Annotated in this window: 17 protein-coding genes; 2 read left to right on the top strand and 15 right to left on the bottom strand. The window is 33.8% G+C overall.

The window, feature by feature from the left end; genetic code table 11:
- Positions 1-28: 28 nt before the first annotated feature.
- From P2086_RS11615 to P2086_RS11590, 6 genes are all read right to left on the bottom strand, one after another.
- Positions 29-982 (bottom strand): hypothetical protein, encoded by a 954-nt coding sequence (locus P2086_RS11615; RefSeq protein ID WP_317896911.1) that lies wholly within the window; start codon positions 980-982, stop codon positions 29-31.
- 64 nt (positions 983-1,046) lie between these two features.
- Positions 1,047-2,408 (bottom strand): PrsW family intramembrane metalloprotease, encoded by a 1,362-nt coding sequence (locus P2086_RS11610; protein ID WP_317896910.1) that lies wholly within the window; start codon positions 2,406-2,408, stop codon positions 1,047-1,049.
- Positions 2,409-2,518: 110 nt separating this feature from the next.
- The gene (gene rplI / locus P2086_RS11605) at positions 2,519-2,965 is read right to left on the bottom strand and encodes a 50S ribosomal protein L9 (RefSeq protein ID WP_317896909.1); all 447 of its coding nucleotides are present in this window, start codon (positions 2,963-2,965) and stop codon (positions 2,519-2,521) included.
- Between the two features lie 98 nt (positions 2,966-3,063).
- Entirely contained in the window at positions 3,064-3,330 is a 267-nt protein-coding gene (gene rpsR, locus P2086_RS11600) for a 30S ribosomal protein S18 (protein ID WP_096094412.1), read from the bottom strand.
- A 28-nt stretch (positions 3,331-3,358) separates the two neighbouring features.
- Positions 3,359-3,730 (bottom strand): 30S ribosomal protein S6, encoded by a 372-nt coding sequence (rpsF, locus tag P2086_RS11595; protein WP_317896908.1) that lies wholly within the window; start codon positions 3,728-3,730, stop codon positions 3,359-3,361.
- Positions 3,731-3,863: 133 nt separating this feature from the next.
- The gene (locus P2086_RS11590) at positions 3,864-4,877 is read right to left on the bottom strand and encodes a DUF1028 domain-containing protein (RefSeq protein ID WP_317896907.1); all 1,014 of its coding nucleotides are present in this window, start codon (positions 4,875-4,877) and stop codon (positions 3,864-3,866) included.
- A gap of 122 nt (positions 4,878-4,999) precedes the next feature.
- Here P2086_RS11590 and P2086_RS11585 point away from each other — a divergent pair, with 122 nt between their 5' ends.
- Together P2086_RS11585 and P2086_RS11580 are read left to right on the top strand one after the other, a co-directional pair.
- Positions 5,000-8,233: a M1 family metallopeptidase gene (locus tag P2086_RS11585; RefSeq protein ID WP_317896906.1), complete on the top strand. Its 3,234-nt coding sequence runs from the start codon at positions 5,000-5,002 to the stop codon at positions 8,231-8,233.
- A gap of 137 nt (positions 8,234-8,370) precedes the next feature.
- A complete protein-coding gene (locus P2086_RS11580) occupies positions 8,371-9,222 on the top strand; it encodes a DUF2911 domain-containing protein (RefSeq protein ID WP_317896905.1) in 852 nt (283 codons plus the stop codon).
- A gap of 74 nt (positions 9,223-9,296) precedes the next feature.
- On the opposite strand, the gene P2086_RS11575 is transcribed toward P2086_RS11580, so the two are convergent.
- The 9 genes from P2086_RS11575 to P2086_RS11535 form a co-directional block, all read right to left on the bottom strand.
- Positions 9,297-10,439 carry a hypothetical protein gene (locus tag P2086_RS11575; RefSeq protein ID WP_317896904.1) on the bottom strand — a complete coding sequence of 381 codons (1,143 nt, stop codon included), beginning with the start codon at positions 10,437-10,439 and terminating at the stop codon, positions 9,297-9,299.
- Positions 10,440-10,445: 6 nt separating this feature from the next.
- Positions 10,446-11,963 carry a putative outer membrane beta-barrel protein gene (locus P2086_RS11570; protein WP_317896903.1) on the bottom strand — a complete coding sequence of 506 codons (1,518 nt, stop codon included), beginning with the start codon at positions 11,961-11,963 and terminating at the stop codon, positions 10,446-10,448.
- A gap of 4 nt (positions 11,964-11,967) precedes the next feature.
- Complete coding sequence (locus tag P2086_RS11565; RefSeq protein WP_317896902.1) at positions 11,968-12,519, bottom strand: RNA polymerase sigma factor; 552 nt, start codon at positions 12,517-12,519, stop codon at positions 11,968-11,970.
- 111 nt (positions 12,520-12,630) lie between these two features.
- Entirely contained in the window at positions 12,631-13,476 is an 846-nt protein-coding gene (gene accD / locus P2086_RS11560; protein WP_317896901.1) for an acetyl-CoA carboxylase, carboxyltransferase subunit beta, read from the bottom strand.
- Between the two features lie 91 nt (positions 13,477-13,567).
- Positions 13,568-14,623 (bottom strand): class I fructose-bisphosphate aldolase, encoded by a 1,056-nt coding sequence (locus P2086_RS11555; RefSeq protein WP_317896900.1) that lies wholly within the window; start codon positions 14,621-14,623, stop codon positions 13,568-13,570.
- Positions 14,624-14,702: 79 nt separating this feature from the next.
- Entirely contained in the window at positions 14,703-15,083 is a 381-nt protein-coding gene (locus P2086_RS11550; RefSeq protein WP_096094458.1) for a DUF1987 domain-containing protein, read from the bottom strand.
- Positions 15,084-15,095: 12 nt separating this feature from the next.
- Positions 15,096-15,644, bottom strand: a complete 549-nt coding sequence (locus P2086_RS11545) for a SiaB family protein kinase (RefSeq protein ID WP_317896899.1) — start codon at positions 15,642-15,644, stop codon at positions 15,096-15,098.
- Positions 15,645-15,679: 35 nt separating this feature from the next.
- Positions 15,680-16,438 (bottom strand): hypothetical protein, encoded by a 759-nt coding sequence (locus P2086_RS11540; RefSeq protein WP_317896898.1) that lies wholly within the window; start codon positions 16,436-16,438, stop codon positions 15,680-15,682.
- A 59-nt stretch (positions 16,439-16,497) separates the two neighbouring features.
- Positions 16,498-19,701: a ligand-binding sensor domain-containing protein gene (locus tag P2086_RS11535; protein ID WP_317896897.1), complete on the bottom strand. Its 3,204-nt coding sequence runs from the start codon at positions 19,699-19,701 to the stop codon at positions 16,498-16,500.
- Between the last annotated feature and the right edge of the window lie 66 nt (positions 19,702-19,767).

Raw genomic sequence — 19,767 nt, 5'->3', positions numbered from 1 at the left:
AACCGCGGGTTCGAAACTGTTTTCTCATTTATTTATAACTAATCACTTTTGAATTACTATTCCCATTGAATGTCCATTCCAATTTCCAGCCGTAAGGACAATCATTAGCTGCTACTGTTTGAATATTACCACTTGCGTCAACACCGTACAAAAATTTAAGATCTACATTTTTTGTAGTATTACTAACAGTTACAGCGCCCTGCAAAACAGCTCCACCACAGGTTATATTCCAAATAATCGGTGTGGTTACTTGGCTAATAAAAACATCGCCATTTCTTGTAGTTCCATAATTTTCAAGATTAGCGGCCGTTCCATTATTTCCAATGCCCTCTGCTTTTGCTGTTATTATTCCATTAGGGAAAGTATAGGTTAGTTTCCGATTGATATTATATATCGCAGTTTTACTATCTTCAAAAGTAACCTGCAAATTACTGCCAGTTACAGTAGTAATTAAAGCCTGATTAAAAAACACTAAATCAATCCAAGTTCCGCCTGACACATTGGTTAAATTCTGAGTTCCATTGAGCATAACAGATTTCTGATCAGAAGGTCTTAAAACCTTATAATTAAGATATTCCACTTTAATGACTGCTCCAATATTTTTCCATTTGGTCCCATGTTGCCATGTAAGTCTGATAACACCTGTACGTTTGCGATTTAAACACGTTACCCCATTATATTTAAGTAAAATGGTATCTTGAGTTATTTTAACAGAATCTACATCAAATCCACATATACCGGTAGTTGCTTCGGTTGATGAGCTTCTTCCTGAAGCTCTTTTCGAATTACTTATTACCTCATTTATTTCATTAACAGCAGCATCATTTTCACCCTGAGCCTCTCTACTGTCTGTACCACCCTGGGCATCTGGTGTTTGAACAGCAATTGGCTCAGGGTCTTTTTTTTTCTTACAAGCAGAAAATATCAAAATAGAAGAAAAACTTATCAAAGCAATGCTATAAATTATTTTTTTTGCGCTCATGTTGTTTGGTTTTAATCTCTATATACGTAACTTATCGAATAAAGATACAAAAAAAAGACACTTTTTATAATTTGTAATCTATTTTTAGGTAAATCCACTCCACAAATTTTAACTTATTATGATTGATTAATTCTAACTTTTGGGTCTCACTTAATCCTTCAATACTGTACAAACCTTCAATTGGATAACGATTGCCTATCTCCTTTATTCCACTCGTTTTTGGTTTTAAAACATACAAATTAGTATTTGAAAATCCTTCAATTGATACCGGATAAACGATAACATCATCATGCAGTAATTTTTTGTCAGTAATTATCGCATTTACAGTTTTTTTAATCAAATTATTTTTTTCGTTCACTGGATGCAACTCTATCTTTCGTTGTAAGAATTTCGTAAGCAAATGTTCCCGAAAATTTTCTCCTCTTATTTTGATCCCAATATTTAAAATTGGTATTAAGAAATCTTCATCATTGTTTTTTGTAATGTAAAAAGGTAATGCAGGTGTAACTTTGAAATACTTCATTTTAAAAATTTTAAACCTGCTAACTCTTAGTATCACTATCCAAAATAAGATCCCATCTGAAAACAGACCTTTTAAAAATGTAATTATTGAGGTGTTTAAACCTGTCATCACATAATTATTTGTAAATGCTATAACCAATGTGAGAAAATACCAATAGAACAACCGAAAAACTAAATTAGGTGTAAAATTCACTTTGTGATAATCAAAAAATGAAGAATAATTATTTGCGTTGTTTAACATCTGAATCCAAAAATTAATCCCAATTAAATAAATTATAAGAGAAAGTAAAGAGGTAAAGATTCCTAAAAAACCATCTGTGAGAAAAAAATCAAATAGTCCATGAGACGTTACTGCAAGGAGGATGCCTGTTATTGAATTCAAAAGTAGATTACCTTTTCTGAAAATTTTCTTTCGATATAAACCGTAAATAATAATGGTAGAATTAATAATGTGTTCTAAGGCAGAATAAAAGGTGCGAGAGGTGAGAATGGTAACACCGTGATTATAGAAGTAATTATAATTTTCAACCAAAGAAAAGCCTAAGGCTGTAACACCAGCATATATCAGGTAATCAATGGGTTCATTTATCCGTTTTTTTAAAAGAAAAAACACAAAAAGAACTCCTAATAATTTGCAGAGTTCTTCATTTAAACCAATTCCAAGAATTGAAAAAAGAGCGTCATTTATAAATTCTCCATTTTCTGCAAAATTAAATTCTTCAAGAACTCTATAAATGTATAAACTCAGTGAAGGGGTTAAGCCTCCAATACTAACGGCTAGAATGAGTGAAAAAACATTTTCTTTTTCAAAAACGTCTATCTGCCTAAAATAATCGAGCCACATGGCCACGCTCACAAGCGCAGCAAAAGCCAGGAAAAAAATGTAAAGTAGACCGTGCGACATTTCTATAAAGTAAATATCTTAATAAAGTTTAGATTCCTAAAGAAATGACCTGTTCGGGCACAAAAAAACCCACAACACTTGGTGATGTGGGTTTCTTAAAATTTGAAAAATTATTCAGATACAACTTCAAACGTTACAGTAGCCGCAACTTCTTTGTACAAACGTACTTTAGCAGTATAGGTACCTAATTGTTTGATTGAATCTTCAGTAATTTCGATGTTTTTACGTTCAACAGCATAACCTGCTTTTTGAAGAGCTTCTGCGATTTGGATAGTAGTAACCGAACCAAATATTTTTCCGCTTTCGCCAGCTTTTGCTCCAACTTTAATGCTCACATCTGCTAATTTTTCAGAGTTTGCAGTTGCTTCTTTGCGTAATTTATCTTCTTTAAACGCACGTTGCTTAAGTATTTCAGCATGCATTTTTTTAGCGCTTTCGGTGGCTAATGTAGCCATGCCCTTAGGTAATAAAAAGTTACGTCCGTATCCGTTTGCAACGGTAACTTTATCGTCTTTGTATCCTAAACCTTTGATATCTTGTTTTAAAATAACTTCCATTTTGTTTTCCTCCTTAATTGATTATTTGGCATGTGTTCTTTTATTTGATGCTAATGCCATACCGAATAATAATATTTTTTACTTTTTAGAGTTGATTATTATTTCATTAAATCGGCCACGTAAGGCATTAATGATAAGTGACGGGCACGTTTTACAGCTTGTGCCACTTTACGCTGAAATTTCAAAGAAGTACCAGTTAAACGACGTGGTAACAATTTACCTTGTTCGTTAACGAATTTCAATAGAAAATCAGGGTCTTTGTAATCAATATACTTAATTCCACTTTTTTTGAAGCGGCAATATTTTTTCTTTTTTGCCTCCGCTGTTGGAGGGTTTAGATATCTTATATCTTTTGGTGCTGCCATTTTTTTTAAACTTTAATTAATTAAACCATTAAGAAGTTGCTGTTTCTTTTTTCTTAATCTTACCGTCAGCAACTAAACCTTTACGTTTGTCAGCATAAGCCATAGCGTGCTTGTCTAAAGCCACAGTTAAGAAACGAAGAATACGCTCATCACGTTTGAAAGTTAATTCAAGCGCGTTGATAATTTCTTGTCCTTCACCTGCAAACTCAAGTAAGTGATAGAATCCAGTTGTTTTCTTTTGAATAGGGTAAGCCAATTTTTTTAGGCCCCAGTTCTCTTCATTCACAATCTTGCCTCCCAGATCTGTGATGGTTTTTTTAATTTTTTTTGCGGCCTCCTTTGCCTGATCATCAGACAAAACGGGAGTTAAAATGAAGACCGTCTCATAGCGTTTTTCCATTGTTTATTTTTTAAATAGGGGTGCAAATATACTCAATTAATTGAAAAGGCAAAAAAAAAGGACACATTTTGTTGAAAATCAGGCATAATAGCACAGATATTTTCAGTCATTTTTGTCCAAGTTTGGCAAAACATCAATTCACAGTAAATTTTTTAATAATTCTGGTCTTCTCAACTCTAATTTCAATCGTATACAAGCCTTTTTTCCAACCTAAAGTATTGATTTCTATTTGTCCCTTATCTGTGCCAGATTCTATTTTGGCTCCAAGTATATTTCGAATAAGCCAAGTATACTCCTTGTATGGGTTATTGGAACGCAAAACAACTTTATCGCTACTTGGATTAGGAAAAAGTTGAAAATTTATAAGCTGTTCGATATGTTCTTCTAATCCCACTGCTGTGTAGGTGCATGTTCTTTCTGCATTGAATAATATTTGTAATGAATCAATTGGTTCAATACCAGAATTGGCTGGTGTTTTAAGCGAAACAAGCAAAGAGGGTTGTCCAAACAAATCGCCAGGTTGAGCAACTTTTAAAAAAGCAAACAAAGACGATGATCCATTGGAAGTGCATCTTGAATCAGCACCAATCATTTTTGCGCCTTCCATTGCTGCCATTAATTTACAGGCCAAATCACCAGGTTCCCTGTTAAACCTAGCCTCCATCGAATCCAAAACCATCTGGCCTAATAAAATATTTCCTTGAATGGAATAATTAGGTCCTGTAATATGATTTTTATAATTCATGCAGTTCGCTCCTGTAAAACCAGCAGATTTCGGATTGCTGGTGTTCATACGCACGACTCCATATTGCCTCGTTTGTGCATCAATTGTGGATTGCGCGTCATTTGCCTGAAGCCAATTTATTATTTGAGTTGGACTATCACCAGCTGTAAAGCGATTTTTGGCATTAATTTGGTTGGCAGCTATATAAGCTGCCTGTGTTGCAATTGCTCCTTCACCTGGAAAAATTTCCGCAATAAAATGGTTTGAGTATGCTGGAAACGGGAATAGGTCAACACATGATGCTCCAGCTGCTCCAACTTCGCCGGTAATTGAATCAAATGCTAAAATTGAAAAGGTATCTTGTGCATTTGAAAAAACATTACACGATAAGATTACTGCGACATAAACATTCCTAATTCTCATAATTCATAGGGTTTGATACTATAAAAATAGTATTTAAAAATTCAGATTTAGCATATAAATTGGGGAATTTAGTGTCCTTGAGCGCAAACAGTTTCTTATATTTAGGCTCTATATTATTAACTATGATCTTAAAATACAGCATAAAAATCTCGTTGCTAAAGTATATTCTATTTTTATTTATTTTTCAGTGCTTCAGTTTATCTTCTCAAACTGAATATCTCGACTTTCGTTCTGCCACTAACCCACTCTACTGGAAAAACAGAAAGCCTTATGAAGGATACTGGCAGCAGGATGTACATTATAACATTAAGGCAGAAATTAACGACAGCTCTGATATTTTAAGTGGTGTTGAAGAACTTATCTACTGGAACAATTCGCCTTTCGATATTTCATACGTTTATTTTCATCTTTACAGTAACGGAAATACAAAAGATTCCTACAGCGCTGATCTTTACAAAAACAACAACTACAATTTAAAATTTGGAAAATACCGCGGAAAAAATCTCGGTACAGAAGTTGAAACGATCACCGTAAATGGTCAAGAATTAAAAACAGAACTAGACAATACAATCTTAAAAGTTTATCTACCTAAAGTTTTAAAGTCGGGCGAGTCTACAACATTTAAGTTAAATTTTAAAACATATTTTGATAAGGAAGCAATCCGTAACCGAATGAAGATGTTTAATTCGTTTGGAAAGAAACACTACGATGTGGTGCACTGGTATCCGCGCATTACAGTTATAGATCGAAAATTTGGTTGGAATACTGATCAACATATGGACCATGAGTTTTATGGTGACTTTGGTTCTTTTTATGTGGAAATGACCATGCCTAACGACTATGTTGCGGATGGCACTGGAACATTAATAAATGAAAAAGAAGTTTTACCTGACACTTTAAAAAGGAAGCTCAACCTTGCTAACTTCCTTAAAAAGCCTTTTAATTCGACCCCTTCAACCATTATTAAAAAAGACGGTAGTAAAAAAACATGGAAGTTTTCTGCGATTAATGTGCATGATTTCGCATTCACGGCAGATCCCAATTACCGCATTGGTGAAACAAATTGGAATGGCGTGCGCTGCATTGCCCTTGTGCAAGAACCGCATGCAGCCGGCTGGTATAACGCACCACAGTACATTGCAAAAACACTTGATGTTAATTCTTATAATATTGGCCCATATCATCATCCAAAAATGATTGTAGCTGATGCTCAAGATGGGATGGAGTACCCAATGCTCGTGCTATGTGGGGGATTTGATCCAGACTACAGAACTTTATTGATTCATGAAATGACTCACAACTGGTTTCAAGGAATGCTTGGCACGAATGAAAACTATAGAGCATATATGGACGAAGGTTTTACGCAATTTTACACAGCAGATACCTATCAGTTTATTGATGGTCCATTAACCATAGAACCAAAACCAAAAAGCAAATACATTGAGCGTTTTACAGAGCCTTCAAGAATCCTTGATGATCAAATTTATAATTCTTTTTATAACAACGCTGTTATAAAGGGTGAAGAGACTCCACTTAATACTCATGCAGATGACTTCAATGGAGCGATAAGACATGGTGGTGGTTACGGACAATCCTACACAAAAACCGCAGCCATGTTGAAAAATTTAGAATATGTTTTAGGTCGCGCCCTGTTCGACAAATCCATGCAACATTATTTCGATCAATGGAAATTTGCCCATCCCTATCCCGAAGATTTTAGAAATTCAATTATTATGTACGCTGGCATTGATCTTAATTGGTTCTTTGATGAATGGCTGGAAACCTCAAAAACTATTGACTATAAAGTAGGTCGTATTAAGCGCAAAAAAAAGGGTGTATATGAAATTACTTTTAAGCGTAAAGGGAGTATGCAAATGCCAATTGATTTTGCTGTCATCGATGCAAATGATTCTGCGCGCCACTTTTACATTCCAAATACATGGTTTGAAAGACCTACCAGAGCTACTACCCTACCCCGCTGGATCGGCTGGGGTCCAAAATTAAAAACAACTTATACTGCAACTCTCGATATTGGAACTAAAATAAAGAACGTCATCATCGATCCATCTTATCGATTAGCTGATGTAGACATGACAAATAATTCAAAACACGGCAGAATAAGTTTACGTTTTGATTCAAAAGTATACAATCCGCCAAACTGGAAACGGTACGACATGCGTGTAAGGCCTGGGATTTGGTATAATGGTTATGACGGTGCTAAAATTGGTGCTGTATTAAGTGGTGATTATTTGAGAACAAAACATGTTTTTGAATTTGGGTTATTTTTTAGCTCCGGATTAGGCCAAGCTTATCTTAAAAAAATAACAAATGATTACAATACAATTAAAAATAAATACAATACCATTTCATTTTGGTTTGATTACAAAACCGCAACCAATCGTTTTATAAAAAAATCTAATATTTATTTACAAGCAAAATCTTTAGATGGACTCGACGGCGGAACACTAGGTTTTGAAAAGAAAAGTAATAATGAGAAAACGAGAGTGTATACACATCTAAAGGCTATGTGGCGGGACCTTCCGCAGGACATGGTGTATCTTATCAATCCGCAAGAATGGGGTTATCAAAAACTTAACAGTGCTATTCATATTGGGTTAGAGCATGATTACAGGTATAGACGAGGCACAGGAAATATACTCTTGAATGTTCGTACAGCTGCATTTACCAATGATTACGATTTTTCAGCAGCAACTCTTTCGGTTGTAAACAAAAACGATCTGGGCAAAATCAATATCAATACACGCGTATTCGGACAGATTGGTTTTGGAAATAAACTACCATCTGAGTCGATGTTATTTGCCGCCGGAGCAAATAACGAAGAGCTTATGGGTAATAAGTACACACGTTCAATGGGTATTATACCGCCTGACTGGGGCGGTTATGGGGTTACAACAAATCATTTTACTGCAGGTGGTGGCTTAAATTTAAGAGGTTTCTCAGGGTATTTACTTGCGCAGCAAAACTCAAACGGATCACTAAGCTATAATTACAAAGGCACAACCGGCATTTCAATTAATACAGAAATAGAATTTGGAGAATTTTTCAAACGCTTTAATCCAAAATTTTTGAAAAACAGTATTAAAATTCAACCTTATTTATTCGGTGATGTTGGTAGCATTAATACAAACTCTCCAGATAGGGCCATTGCTATGAGTGACGTTATGGGTGATGCCGGCATTGGAACTACCTTGAGTATTGTTCGATGGGGCAAGTTATATGGAATAAAACCACTTACTATTCGTTTTGATTGTCCATTTTTTATTAGCCGATTACCATTTGCTGAAAAAGATTATTTTCAATTCAGATGGATGCTTGGAATTAATAAATCATTTTAAAAGATTTATAGTATTTACGCCATTTTGTCTAAATACAAATGGTAAAAAATGTTTAATGGTTATTTGTTAAACTTAATAGTATCATAAATTTTTATCTTTAGCCACTTAAAATTAATATTAAACTAATTTCTAAAACCATGATTCAAAAATTAAAATTATTTTCAGTTGGTGTTGCAATTGCTGCGATATCAAGCACCACTTTAAACGCACAATTAAAAGTGCCTGCGCCAAGCCCATTACAAACTGTTAAACAAGCTTTTGCTTTATCAGATATTTCAATCGAATATTCTCGCCCAGGCGCAAAAGGCCGTCTAGTTTACGGTGATGTTGTACCTTTTGGTAAAGTGTGGCGCACAGGAGCTAATGCTTCAACAAAAATAACTTTTGGTGATGATGTAAAAGTAGAAGGAAATGCAATACCTGCAGGAACTTACGCTTTATATACTGTACCAGGAAAAGATAATTGGGAAATAATTATCTATAAAGATTTAACACTAGGTGGTAATGTAGCAGATTACAAAAAGGAAAACGATGTTGCTCATTTTACTGTTAAGCCTAGGGCATTAAATGATAAAGTAGAAACGTTAACCATTAATTTTGCCGATATAACATCAAGTACCGTTAACGTTGAACTTAACTGGGAAAAAACGAGTGTTACTTTTGCTGTTGTGGCAGATATTGATTCAAAAATAATGAAAGACATTGAAGCTAAAGTCGTGAACGATAATCGTCCGTACTTTCAAGCTGCAAGTTATTATTACGAAAGCGGAAAAGACCTTGTAAAAGCAGGTGAATGGGTTGATAAGGCAATTGCCGCTAATCCAAAAGGTTTTTGGATGGTTATGTTGAAAGCAAAAATACAGGTAAAGCAAAAAGACATTAAAGGCGCGGTTGCAAGTGCTGAAAAAGTAATTACGATAGCGACAGAAGCTAAAAACGATGATTATGTTGCTCAAGCTCAGAAATTAATTGCAGAGAACAAGAAGTAAATTATTCTTTAAATAAAAAGAAACCCCGCCTTTTCTAAAGGCGGGGTTTCTTTTTGAAAAATCTTTTCAATTCCTTATTTGTATGCGACGGCTACCTTAGCAGTTCCGTTTTTCAGACTAATTTCATTATTACCGTTCTTTACTACACAATTAAATCGAACTCCAATACTTTTAGTTTTTTCGTTTTTTTCATTGACTTTATAATCAATAACAGAAGTAATTTCAAAATTACTTTCATTTGGTTGAACAAGATTTTTTGAGCTATATACAATGCCATTTGGATCAGTTAACAGGATGGTTATAGAAGCGTACAATCTCTTATTATGAATTGGAGAAAAAACAGCATTATAATTAGCAGTACAATTGTTTCCAGAAGCATCTAATTGATATACAGTACTACAAACCTCACCAGAATTCTTATCCCTTAATTTCAGGTTAATTAGATGTACTCCAGGAGTAAATATTCTGCTAAACGTCGGTGTGGTTTCATTTGTTGCATCCGGTAAGGTCCATGTGCATTCAAGATTTTTATTTGAATCCAGTAGTGAATAACTTAATGTATACTTTAAATCAGGGGTATTGATATCACGAACAGAATTAACTGTGGCTTGTAAGCTGCTACCCATTTTAAACACATTTGTTAAAGGTGGGGCGCTACAAACACCAGAAGGATCATCATAATTAAAAGTAACAGAATATGTTTTCCCCACATTTAAAATTTCTGAAATTGAATACCTATCCTCAATTCCAGGGACACCATAGGTAGTTATAGTAGATCCATCATTAATTAACCAAGAGTATGAAGAATTAGAAACCTCAGATTTTACCGGTTCAAATTTTATCATTTGAGTAGCATCTGATAAGTTTTGATCATTGTATAAATGGGTTCCAATTATTAATGCACTATCGGGACTCATCTTATCATTTGGGTCTGAATATTTGTTATCATTAAATAAAATAGTTATTTGATAACCAACTCCAATTTGTTTAGCCAAATTAGCCTTATAAACAAAAACGTAATCTGAGTCTTGATGGTACCAAGATGAATTCATATAATACTCTTCATTCCCCGCCTCAAGATCTAAAGCTTGACCATCCATAACACATTTAACAAAGAAATGAGGGTCTGTAATTTCAGGCTCAGGTAAATTTTCTTGTTTTCTACAAAAAGAAAATATTAGTGGAAAAAATGAAATATAAATTACAATTTTTTTCATTGTTGTTTATTTATCAAATAAGGTATAGTTTAATCCTAAACGAATACCAACTGGTGTTTCAGAAGTTTTTATATCACCCATGTTTTTAAAAATATCAGTGATTCCATAATTAAGTTCAAGACTTAAGCCAAGACGTTTGCTAAGTGTTGCTTTGTATTGCGCTGTTAACATAAGGTTAATAGTATTTGTTCCTTCATATATAGAATTACTATTACCATTGTCAGAACCGATACTTTTTTCTTCACCATCAAGCACATAATATTTTGATTTGTTGCTTTTTGCGCTTATTAAATACGCAGCGTTCAGCCCCAATCCTACTTCATTAGTAGCATTAATATGATAGTTAAATTTTAAAGGTACAGCAATATAATACAATTGACTTGTAGTTATTTTTGTATAAATACTAACCGATCCGAAGCCATATTCTTTTTGAGCAATTTGATAGAATGGTTGTTTAATATTAGTTATCGAATATGCCTGAATACCAAAACTAATACTTGTTTTATTTGTGAGGTAACGACCGTAATTAACGCCTGCGAACCAATTAAAACCTTGTCCATCGCTACCCTCTTTTGCTTTCCAACCTAAGAGATAAGCCGCTCCTGCTTCAAGATTGAAATAATGTATTTTTCGTTTTATGTTTTTTTCGTAGTAATCGTCGTCATAACGCTTTAAAAAAGTAAATGGAGTAGAAACTAAATCAGACTCATTTTGTTCTAGAGGAATAAAGGAGTGAACTGCTGATAGGAATTCTATTTTCAAAGTAGTTTCTTCTATACCAGAAAAATTAGCTTGAACATCACTCTTGCTTTTTGAAAGCGATTGTTCTTTATTTATCGAAGCAGTGCTTAATTCACCGGTGCTAGTTCTAGCTTGGGTTATTTCACCATCATCCTTACTAACATCGCTTTTAGAATTACTGGTAGTTGGATCGTCAGAGTTAATTGGCTCTGCACTTAAACCAGACAAATCACTCTTACTCGAAGTTACTTCAGCACCTTTTAAGTTTATTTCTTGTCCGGAATTGCTAATTTCAGAAGTGTTTGGAATTGTTTTCGTTTTTGCAGAACCAGACTCAACAAATTTTTCAGAATTACTTTTTAAGTCAGCAGATTGAGTTTTAATTTCAGATTCAGCAACTAGAATAGGTTTTGTATTGTTTAAACGTTCTGGTGATTCAATTATTAGAGAACTTAAACTATTTTCAATCATTTGCTCATTCTCTGTGTTTGAGTTTTTAGGTTGATCCATTTTATTCTCCAAAATAGTCTTATGGGAAACAACATTATCTGGAGTGTTTGCATTTTCAGTCTTAAAAACGTTATAAGCAACAAATCCAATAGAACTGAGAATTACAGTATACGCAACAGGCAAATAAAATCTTTTCAATTTATTTATAGACGCAACTTTTCTTTCTGCATCCAAAATACTGTTGGTCTTGTTCCAGTTCTGTTCATCAAAAGGATAGTTCTCTTCCTCTGCCTTTCGTCTTATTATCTTATCAAACTCTTCTTCGAAGCTCATGTTTTTATATTCTAGTTAATACACTATTTTCAATATATTCTTTTAATTTTTGCCTCGCAGCATTTAAGTGCCATTTCGAGGTTCCCTCACTAATACCAAGCATTTCACCTATCTCCTTATGCGAATAACCATCAATAGCAAATAGATTAAATACTTTTTTTGTAGCCTCTGGTAACAGATTAATTTGTACTAAAATCTGCTTATAATTTATTCGACTTAAGGCTTCGTTTACATCTGAAAAATCAGAGTTATCGTAATAATTCTCAACGTAGGTTATTCTTTCACGTTCTTTTTTATTCTTTCTATACTCATCAATAAGTGTATTCACCATTACCCGGCGAATCCATGATTTGAAAGGAACTTCAGGTTTATAACTTGTTAGATTTTTTAATATTTTAAGGAAGCCCATATTTAGCGATTCAGAGGCAATATCTTTGTCTCTAGAATAACGCATACAAATACTCATTAAATAACTATAGGTAATTTTATACAGCTCATACTCAGCCTTTCGGTCCTGCTTAATGCACAATGCAATGAGTTTAGGCTGAATATCCATAATTACTTAGTATCTTTAAACTTATACGAATAAAGATAAGCAAAAGTTGGGTAAATAAATAGATCTACCTTATTGAAATTCAATAAATTAACTAAAAACCGGAAATAGTTGTTAGTCTTTGAACATTTTAAGAAGAGCCGAAAGCTTTTCTTTGAGTTCTCCGCGAGAAATAATTTTGTCTAAAAAACCGTGTTCAAGCACAAACTCAGCAGTTTGAAAGCCTTTCGGGAGATCTTTGCCAATTGTTTCTTTAACGACACGCGGTCCGGCAAATCCAATAAGAGAGCCTGGTTCAGCTATATTAAGATCGCCTAACATGGCATAGCTCGCAGTTACACCACCCGTTGTTGGATCAGTTAATAAAGAAATGTAAGGTATTTTATGCTGTGCTAATTGACTTAATTTAGCGGATGTTTTTGCCATTTGCATAAGTGAGAAGGCAGCTTCCATCATTCGTGCACCACCGCTTTTTGAAATAATGAGCAAGGGTGTTTTTGTTTTTATACAGTAGTCTATTGATCTCGAAATTTTTTCTCCAACTACACTACCCATGCTACCTCCTATAAAACCGAAATCCATACAGCAAATAACCAAATCCTGACCATTTACTTTACCATATGCACTACGAAGAGCATCTTTTAAATTTGTTTTTCTGATTGTGTCAGTTAACCTATCCGTGTATTTTTTAGTGTCTGAAAAATCAAGGGGATCGCCACTTACTAGATTTTCGTTAAGCTCAGTGAATTGATTATCGTCGAAAATAACCTCGAAATATTCTTTACTTCCTATTTTTTCGTGGTATCCACAATCAGAACAAACATATTTATTTGCTGTATGATCTTGAACTGTGTGAATTTTTTTACAAGAAGGGCATTTATACCAAAGGCCTTCTGGTGTTTCCTTCTTCTCTTTGGTAGATGTTGTTATACCTTCTTTAAGTCTTTTAAACCAACCCATCTTTGAAATTATAAATTATAAATTGTAAATTATAAATGTTTTGATTCAACATTTATAATTTCTCATCCGATAGCTGTCGGATTAACATTTCTTAAGCTATTGTAATTTTCTTATCTAAGTAAACGTCTTGAATTGTATTTAGTAAAGTTACGCCTTCTTTAACTGGTTTTTGAAAAGCTTTTCGTCCACTTATCAACCCCTGTCCACCGGCACGCTTATTAATTACTGCTGTTGTTACAGCTTCTGCAAGATCGCTTGCACCTTTACTTTCACCGCCACTATTAATTAATCCCATGCGTCCCATGTAGCAGTTGGCTACTTGATAACGGCAAAGATCAATAGGGTGATCGGTTGTTAATTCTGAATATACTTTTGGGTGAGTTTTACCAAAATTTAGTGCTGTGTAACCACCATTTTTATCTGAAAGCTTTTGTTTAATAATATCTGCTTGTATAGTTACTCCTAAATGATTTGCTTGAGAAGATAAGTCTGCCGCAGTATGGTAATCAACTCCATCTTTTTTAAAGGCATTGTTACGTGTATAACACCAAAGTATTGTTGCCATTCCTAGTTCATGGGCGCGATCAAAAGCTTGCGCTACTTCAACAATTTGTCTTCCAGATTCAGGTGAACCAAAATAAATTGTCGCTCCTATCGCAACAGCACCCATATTCCAGGCATCTTCAACAGAACCAAACATAATTTGATCAAATTTGTTTGGATAAGAAAGAAATTCGTTGTGATTAATTTTCACAATAAAAGGGATTTTATGCGCATACTTTCTTGCCACAGATCCTAGTACTCCAAAAGTAGATGCAACTGCATTACAACCACCTTCTAAAGCAAGTTTAACAATATTTTCGCTATCAAAATAAAGTGGGTTTGGAGCAAAGCTTGCTCCTGCACTATGCTCTATTCCTTGATCAACTGGTAAAATACTCATGTAACCTGTACCAGCTAATCTTCCTGTATTATATAATTGATTTAAACTTCTTAATACCTGCGGATTGCGGTTAGAAGGCGCAAACATGCGATCTACAAAGTCGTTGCCCGGCAAATGAATTAGGTCTTTTGAAATTGTTTTACAAGTATGATTTAATAAGTTATCGGCATTAGAGCCTAATAATTCTGATATTTTGGTTGACATGTTTTTACTTTTAAAAGGGAGACAAATATAATAAAAAAACCCCGCCAAAAGGCAGGGTTTAAATATGAAAAATAAATTTTTATTCGTTAACCATAATCATTTTGAATGGCACATTTATAATGGCTTGATAGTCTTCACCAGCTTCCAACATATCTTCATCATCTTCCTCATAATGCCAATTAATAGTAACAGCACTTCCACCTTTATTAATACCTTCTAATTTTTTGAAAACATCAAGAATACATTTTGAAGAGGAGGTGTTAAAATATTCCAATTGAACATTAACAGTAGTTGCAGGCTTTGCAGCGCTAGCATACTTGTCTAATGCATCAACCAAAGGCTTGTAAAATTCAATCGAATTTTCTGGAATTGAACGCCCTTTTACTTCTAGAACCCCACCATTCAAGTCAAAGTTAATGCTTGGTGTTTTTGGTGTGCCTTCAATAGAATATTTTTCCATAATTATAAATTTTTAATTTTGTTGATTTGATACTTTTATATTAAGTGTAAAGAAAGAAACTTTATTGTCAATTTCCAAAAAATTATATTCTAATTTTTCTCCTGTTTTTCTCGCAATATCTATCATGCCTAAACCACCCCCACCTTTAAGCGACATTTCACCGTTATTTAAAACCCTTTTGTAATATTCTTTCAGTTCTTCTTTACTTAGTGAGTTAACCTCGTCAAGTCTGGCTCTTAGACCATTTATATTTTCATTCAAAATATAATTTCCAGTAATGATTGAATATTTATTATCGATTTTACCTATAGTGAAAATTGCTGATCTAATTTTTTCGGAGTCTACTTCAGTGATCTCATCGAGGTGATGATATAAATTTTGAAGGCATTCAACTAAAACATTGTAAACCTTTTTCTTCATCTTAGGCTCTTCCTGCATATTATCCATTTTATTCTCCATTATTTGAAGAATAGACGTTAATAAATCAGATGTAATTTCTCCTTTGAAGGATAGCAAAATATTATTGCGTTCCATCTTATCGTATATATCGAAAACGTCCACTATGGAATAGTTAGTTTTAATTTGCTGTAAATATATTATTTTAATTTAAATGCCACAGTATTTTCTTTAACAGTAAAAGTTGCTTGATCATCACAAGTACCATCTCCAAAATTAATAGTCCTCGTTTTAAAGCCATCAGGGGTTAATTCCATTGTACCCGAATTAATATATGCACAATTTGCGCGCTTTACCAACCAAGTGCCTTGTGCAACACTTGTAGAAAAACCGCCATTACTTCGATTCGTTCCTGAAGCACTTCCATATACATACGTTAAGGGATAGGAACCGCCAGAGTCGCCATTTGCGTAAAGGATAAATGTTCTGTCGAATTTATACTTTATAGTGAAGTCGGAGGTTTTACAGCTACCATTTACTAATACTACATGAAAGTTTGTGAAATCATTATTCGATTCGGTTGTTGTTACGATGATGCTATCACAGGTATAATTAATTGCAGAAGCCCAACAGTTGTCCATTTTAAAGACCATTTGTGAACCTGGTGTTTTTGACTGCGTAATGCGACTGATATTAATTCTACCAGATCTTTCTTTTCCGTCGGGCATTGACTGGGCATTAATGATATGCGTGAAATTTTGCACACCTGTAACTGTAAATTGCAATGCACCTATTGAGGCTGCAGAAATCAAGCCCATGAATTCCTGATCTGCAATTGCATAATCAACAACAGACTGAGATTCATTATCTACTTCCAATGTTTCCTTTTTGCTACAGTTGGTGAAAATTAAGGTTACTAAACTTCCTAAAAATAAGATAATCTGAGGGGATTTTATCATCAAATGGGCTTTTTAACAGACTAAAGTAGGAATTATATCGACAAATATAATAAATAAATTTAAATTTCGATTCCTACGATTAAAACATCATCGACTTGTTCGTGATTTAATCTCCATTGTTCAAAATTGTTTTTTAGCTCATTTCTTTGTTGTTCTGCATCTTTCAAATGAATATTCCCTAAAAGATCATGAAAGCGTTTTACCATGAATTTTTTACCCTTTTCACCTCCAAATTGATCTGCATAACCATCTGAAAACATATAGGCCATAGATACTTTCTCGGGATTTACTGAATGCGTTGTAAACTTTCTATCAACATCATATTGCGCTCCTCCGATAGGGAATTTGTTTCCTTCAAATCTTGAAAGTTCTCCATTCGCGTTAACCAAAACCAATGGCCGGTTAGCTCCCGCCCATCTGATTTCTCTTTTAATATCATTGATGGCTATTATGGATACATCCATTCCATCATTGGTAGTAACTTCATTATGACCCTGACGAAGAGCTTCCTGAACACCTTTATGAAGATGATCTAATATGGCTCCAGGATCTGTGACACCTTTTTCTAAAACGATTTGATGCAAAAGATTATGACCGATCATGCTCATAAATGCACCTGGCACTCCGTGACCCGTGCAATCTACTACTGCAAATATTTTAAAGCCATTTTCTTCAGCAAACCAATAAAAATCACCACTAACAATATCCTTAGGCTGGTAGAGAATAAACACTTTTTTCAGTTTTTTATAAATATTATCCTTTGACGGTAAAATGGCTTCTTGAATACGTTTAGCATATTGAATACTGCCCATAATATCCCGATTTTTTTCTTCCAATTCTTTGGTACGCTCTGCGACTTTATTTTCAAGTATTTTATTTTCCTTTTTCATCGCCCGAGTTCTATACTGGGTGTAGAAATAAATTAATCCAAGACTAACAATCAGTATCATGAGATAAAACGCTTTGGTTTTCCAAAATGGAGGGATAATTTTAATTCCTATCTCAAAGGCTTTATCATTCCAAATACCATCGTTGTTTGCTGCTTTTAATTTAAATGTATACTCTCCGCCTGGCAGCTGCGTATATGAAACATAACGAACATTAGTTGGCGCTGACCAATCATTATCGTAACCTTCCAACATATATCTAAATTTATTTTTAGTTGGATCGCTATAATCCATTGCCACAAGTTCAAATTGAAAATAATTTTCTCTCCAATCTAGATTTAAGTACTTTTTGTAGGTAATGAGGGTATCCATAATAACATCAGTACCCGATCTTTTATATCCAATTACATAAGCTTGCGGCACATGCAAATTGTCTTTAATGCTTGAGGGTCTGAATACATTAAACCCTTTGTTTCCTCCAAAATACATCAATCCTGATTCCGAAACATAGGCAGCACCCCTGTTGTATTCTGTATTTAGTAAACCATCTTTAATATTATAGTTTTTAAAGGCGATTTCTTTTTCGGGTAACATTGGATTAAAGCGAATTATGCCGGCGTTTGAACTCATCCAAAAATTATTAACGCTATCCTTTAAAATTGAATGGAGGTATGTGCTCGCAAGACCGTCTTTTGAATAAAAATTATAAAAAGTATTGTTCGGTAATAATTTACTTAGACCTGTTGATGTAGCTGCCCATATGTTCCCTCCTTTATCCTCATTAATACCAAGAACCATATTGGAAGTAATATCGCCAAGCTTTCCTTTATTTGTATAGGTTTTTAGGATTGTTAATTTACCGTCTTGGTCAAAACCTTTCATTTTAACTAATCCAACATCAGTAAAACCTAACCAAACATTATTTTTAGAGTCTGAAAAAATTGTATTGATTCTAATTCCGGGTAAACCATCCTTCTCAGTAAATTGCTGCAGTTCGAGTGATTTTAAATTTATAATAAAGAGGCCATCACCAGCCGAACCTGCGTAAAGATTTTCGCCTTTTATCATTAGACAAAGTAAGGTTTTAGCTACATCACTGTTTACAATTGTTTTTGCTTTTTTTGTAGACTTATCATATCGAAGTAAGCCATTTCCAGATGTGCCTAACCAATAAATATTTTCTGACTCTTTAGCTATACATAGAATAGTATAATTTTCGAATGTTTTATTGTGTTGCACTATGGTGCCAGTTTCAAGATTAAGTTCATGAAAGGTTTTTGCACCGCCAAGCAATACTGATCCCTTGTGATCTTCACAAAAAGAGTATATGTTATCAAAATTGGTTTCGTATTTGTAAGTTGAGTTGGGAAACTTTTGTGATCTAAAAAATGAAATGTTAATGCCGCCTTGATCTGTACCAATCCAAAAATTATTTTCATTATCACTAAAAATACAATTAGTTATATTTGAGTTTAATGACAAAGGAGCATCTTGTTTTGTGTAAAAATCTACTCTTTCGTTAAGTAAATTGTAGACTATAATACCAAAACCTGTTGACGCGAAAATTTTATTATCACGAACTACAAAATCTTTAATATGATTTGCGGCTTCATTCTGTTTAGAAAAAGAAATCTTGGATTCAATCTCAAACTGTCTGTCAATTTTAAAAATACCCTGTCCGTTAGTTCCGATATACATTTTTCCAGCATAACTACCAATGTGTGTAATAGATTCTAGCTTTTTAATATCTACATCTAAATAATCAGGAGAAATGAACTCTACTCTTTCCAAAGTATTATTTTTTTTGAGCTTCCATAAACCTTGATTAATTGTGCCCACATAAACCTCGTCGTTAACTTTTTCGATGCATGTGACATTAACTTTTTCTTCTACTTTGAAATAAGGATTTTTGATAGACTTATCAGAAAAATTAAGAATAAATAATCCTCCCTCAGTTCCCACTAAAGCACTATTTTCGTTTAATTTATAAATTGAGTTTATATGCGAATTTAAACGCCTATCCACCTTTTGAAGACTTGAGAATTTCTCAGTTACCGGATCAAAAAAATTGAGACCCTCGCGGGTACCAACTAGCATAAGGTTTGGTTTTATAACACTAAGCGCAGTAACATCTGAGCAAGAAAGCGCATATTCATTTGTAGGATCATTTTTAAAAACCTTTATTTGATTCCCATCATATTTGTTTAAACCATCTTGGGTTCCGAACCACATAAATCCAAGTTCATCTTGGGTTATTGTTCTTACAAAGTTGGTGCTAAGCCCCTCTTCGTTAGTAATGTGCTTAAATCTTAGTTGCTGAGCTACTAGTGGATTTAAGATCAAAGCTAAAAGTAAGAAGTATATCTGTTTAATCATATTCAAAAAAAAAGAAAGTCTAAGTTAATTATTATTTAAACAACCTAATAAAGTATATTTACAAAA

The organism is Aurantibacillus circumpalustris, assembly GCF_029625215.1.
GTDB lineage: Bacteria > Bacteroidota > Bacteroidia > B-17B0 > Aurantibacillaceae > Aurantibacillus > Aurantibacillus circumpalustris.
This window is presented reverse-complemented; position numbering and strand designations above follow the sequence as displayed.

Bases quoted from the DNA above. Each gene is read 5' to 3' on its own strand.
- P2086_RS11615 (WP_317896911.1), bottom strand. From the start codon at position 982: ATGAGCGCAAAAAAAATAATTTATAGCATTGCTTTGATAAGTTTTTCT.
- P2086_RS11610 (WP_317896910.1), bottom strand. From the start codon at position 2,408: ATGTCGCACGGTCTACTTTACATTTTTTTCCTGGCTTTTGCTGCGCTT.
- rplI (WP_317896909.1), bottom strand. From the start codon at position 2,965: ATGGAAGTTATTTTAAAACAAGATATCAAAGGTTTAGGATACAAAGAC.
- rpsR (WP_096094412.1), bottom strand. From the start codon at position 3,330: ATGGCAGCACCAAAAGATATAAGATATCTAAACCCTCCAACAGCGGAG.
- rpsF (WP_317896908.1), bottom strand. From the start codon at position 3,730: ATGGAAAAACGCTATGAGACGGTCTTCATTTTAACTCCCGTTTTGTCT.
- P2086_RS11590 (WP_317896907.1), bottom strand. From the start codon at position 4,877: ATGAGAATTAGGAATGTTTATGTCGCAGTAATCTTATCGTGTAATGTT.
- P2086_RS11585 (WP_317896906.1), top strand. From the start codon at position 5,000: ATGATCTTAAAATACAGCATAAAAATCTCGTTGCTAAAGTATATTCTA.
- P2086_RS11580 (WP_317896905.1), top strand. From the start codon at position 8,371: ATGATTCAAAAATTAAAATTATTTTCAGTTGGTGTTGCAATTGCTGCG.
- P2086_RS11575 (WP_317896904.1), bottom strand. From the start codon at position 10,439: ATGAAAAAAATTGTAATTTATATTTCATTTTTTCCACTAATATTTTCT.
- P2086_RS11570 (WP_317896903.1), bottom strand. From the start codon at position 11,963: ATGAGCTTCGAAGAAGAGTTTGATAAGATAATAAGACGAAAGGCAGAG.
- P2086_RS11565 (WP_317896902.1), bottom strand. From the start codon at position 12,519: ATGGATATTCAGCCTAAACTCATTGCATTGTGCATTAAGCAGGACCGA.
- accD (WP_317896901.1), bottom strand. From the start codon at position 13,476: ATGGGTTGGTTTAAAAGACTTAAAGAAGGTATAACAACATCTACCAAA.
- P2086_RS11555 (WP_317896900.1), bottom strand. From the start codon at position 14,623: ATGTCAACCAAAATATCAGAATTATTAGGCTCTAATGCCGATAACTTA.
- P2086_RS11550 (WP_096094458.1), bottom strand. From the start codon at position 15,083: ATGGAAAAATATTCTATTGAAGGCACACCAAAAACACCAAGCATTAAC.
- P2086_RS11540 (WP_317896898.1), bottom strand. From the start codon at position 16,438: ATGATAAAATCCCCTCAGATTATCTTATTTTTAGGAAGTTTAGTAACC.
- P2086_RS11535 (WP_317896897.1), bottom strand. From the start codon at position 19,701: ATGATTAAACAGATATACTTCTTACTTTTAGCTTTGATCTTAAATCCA.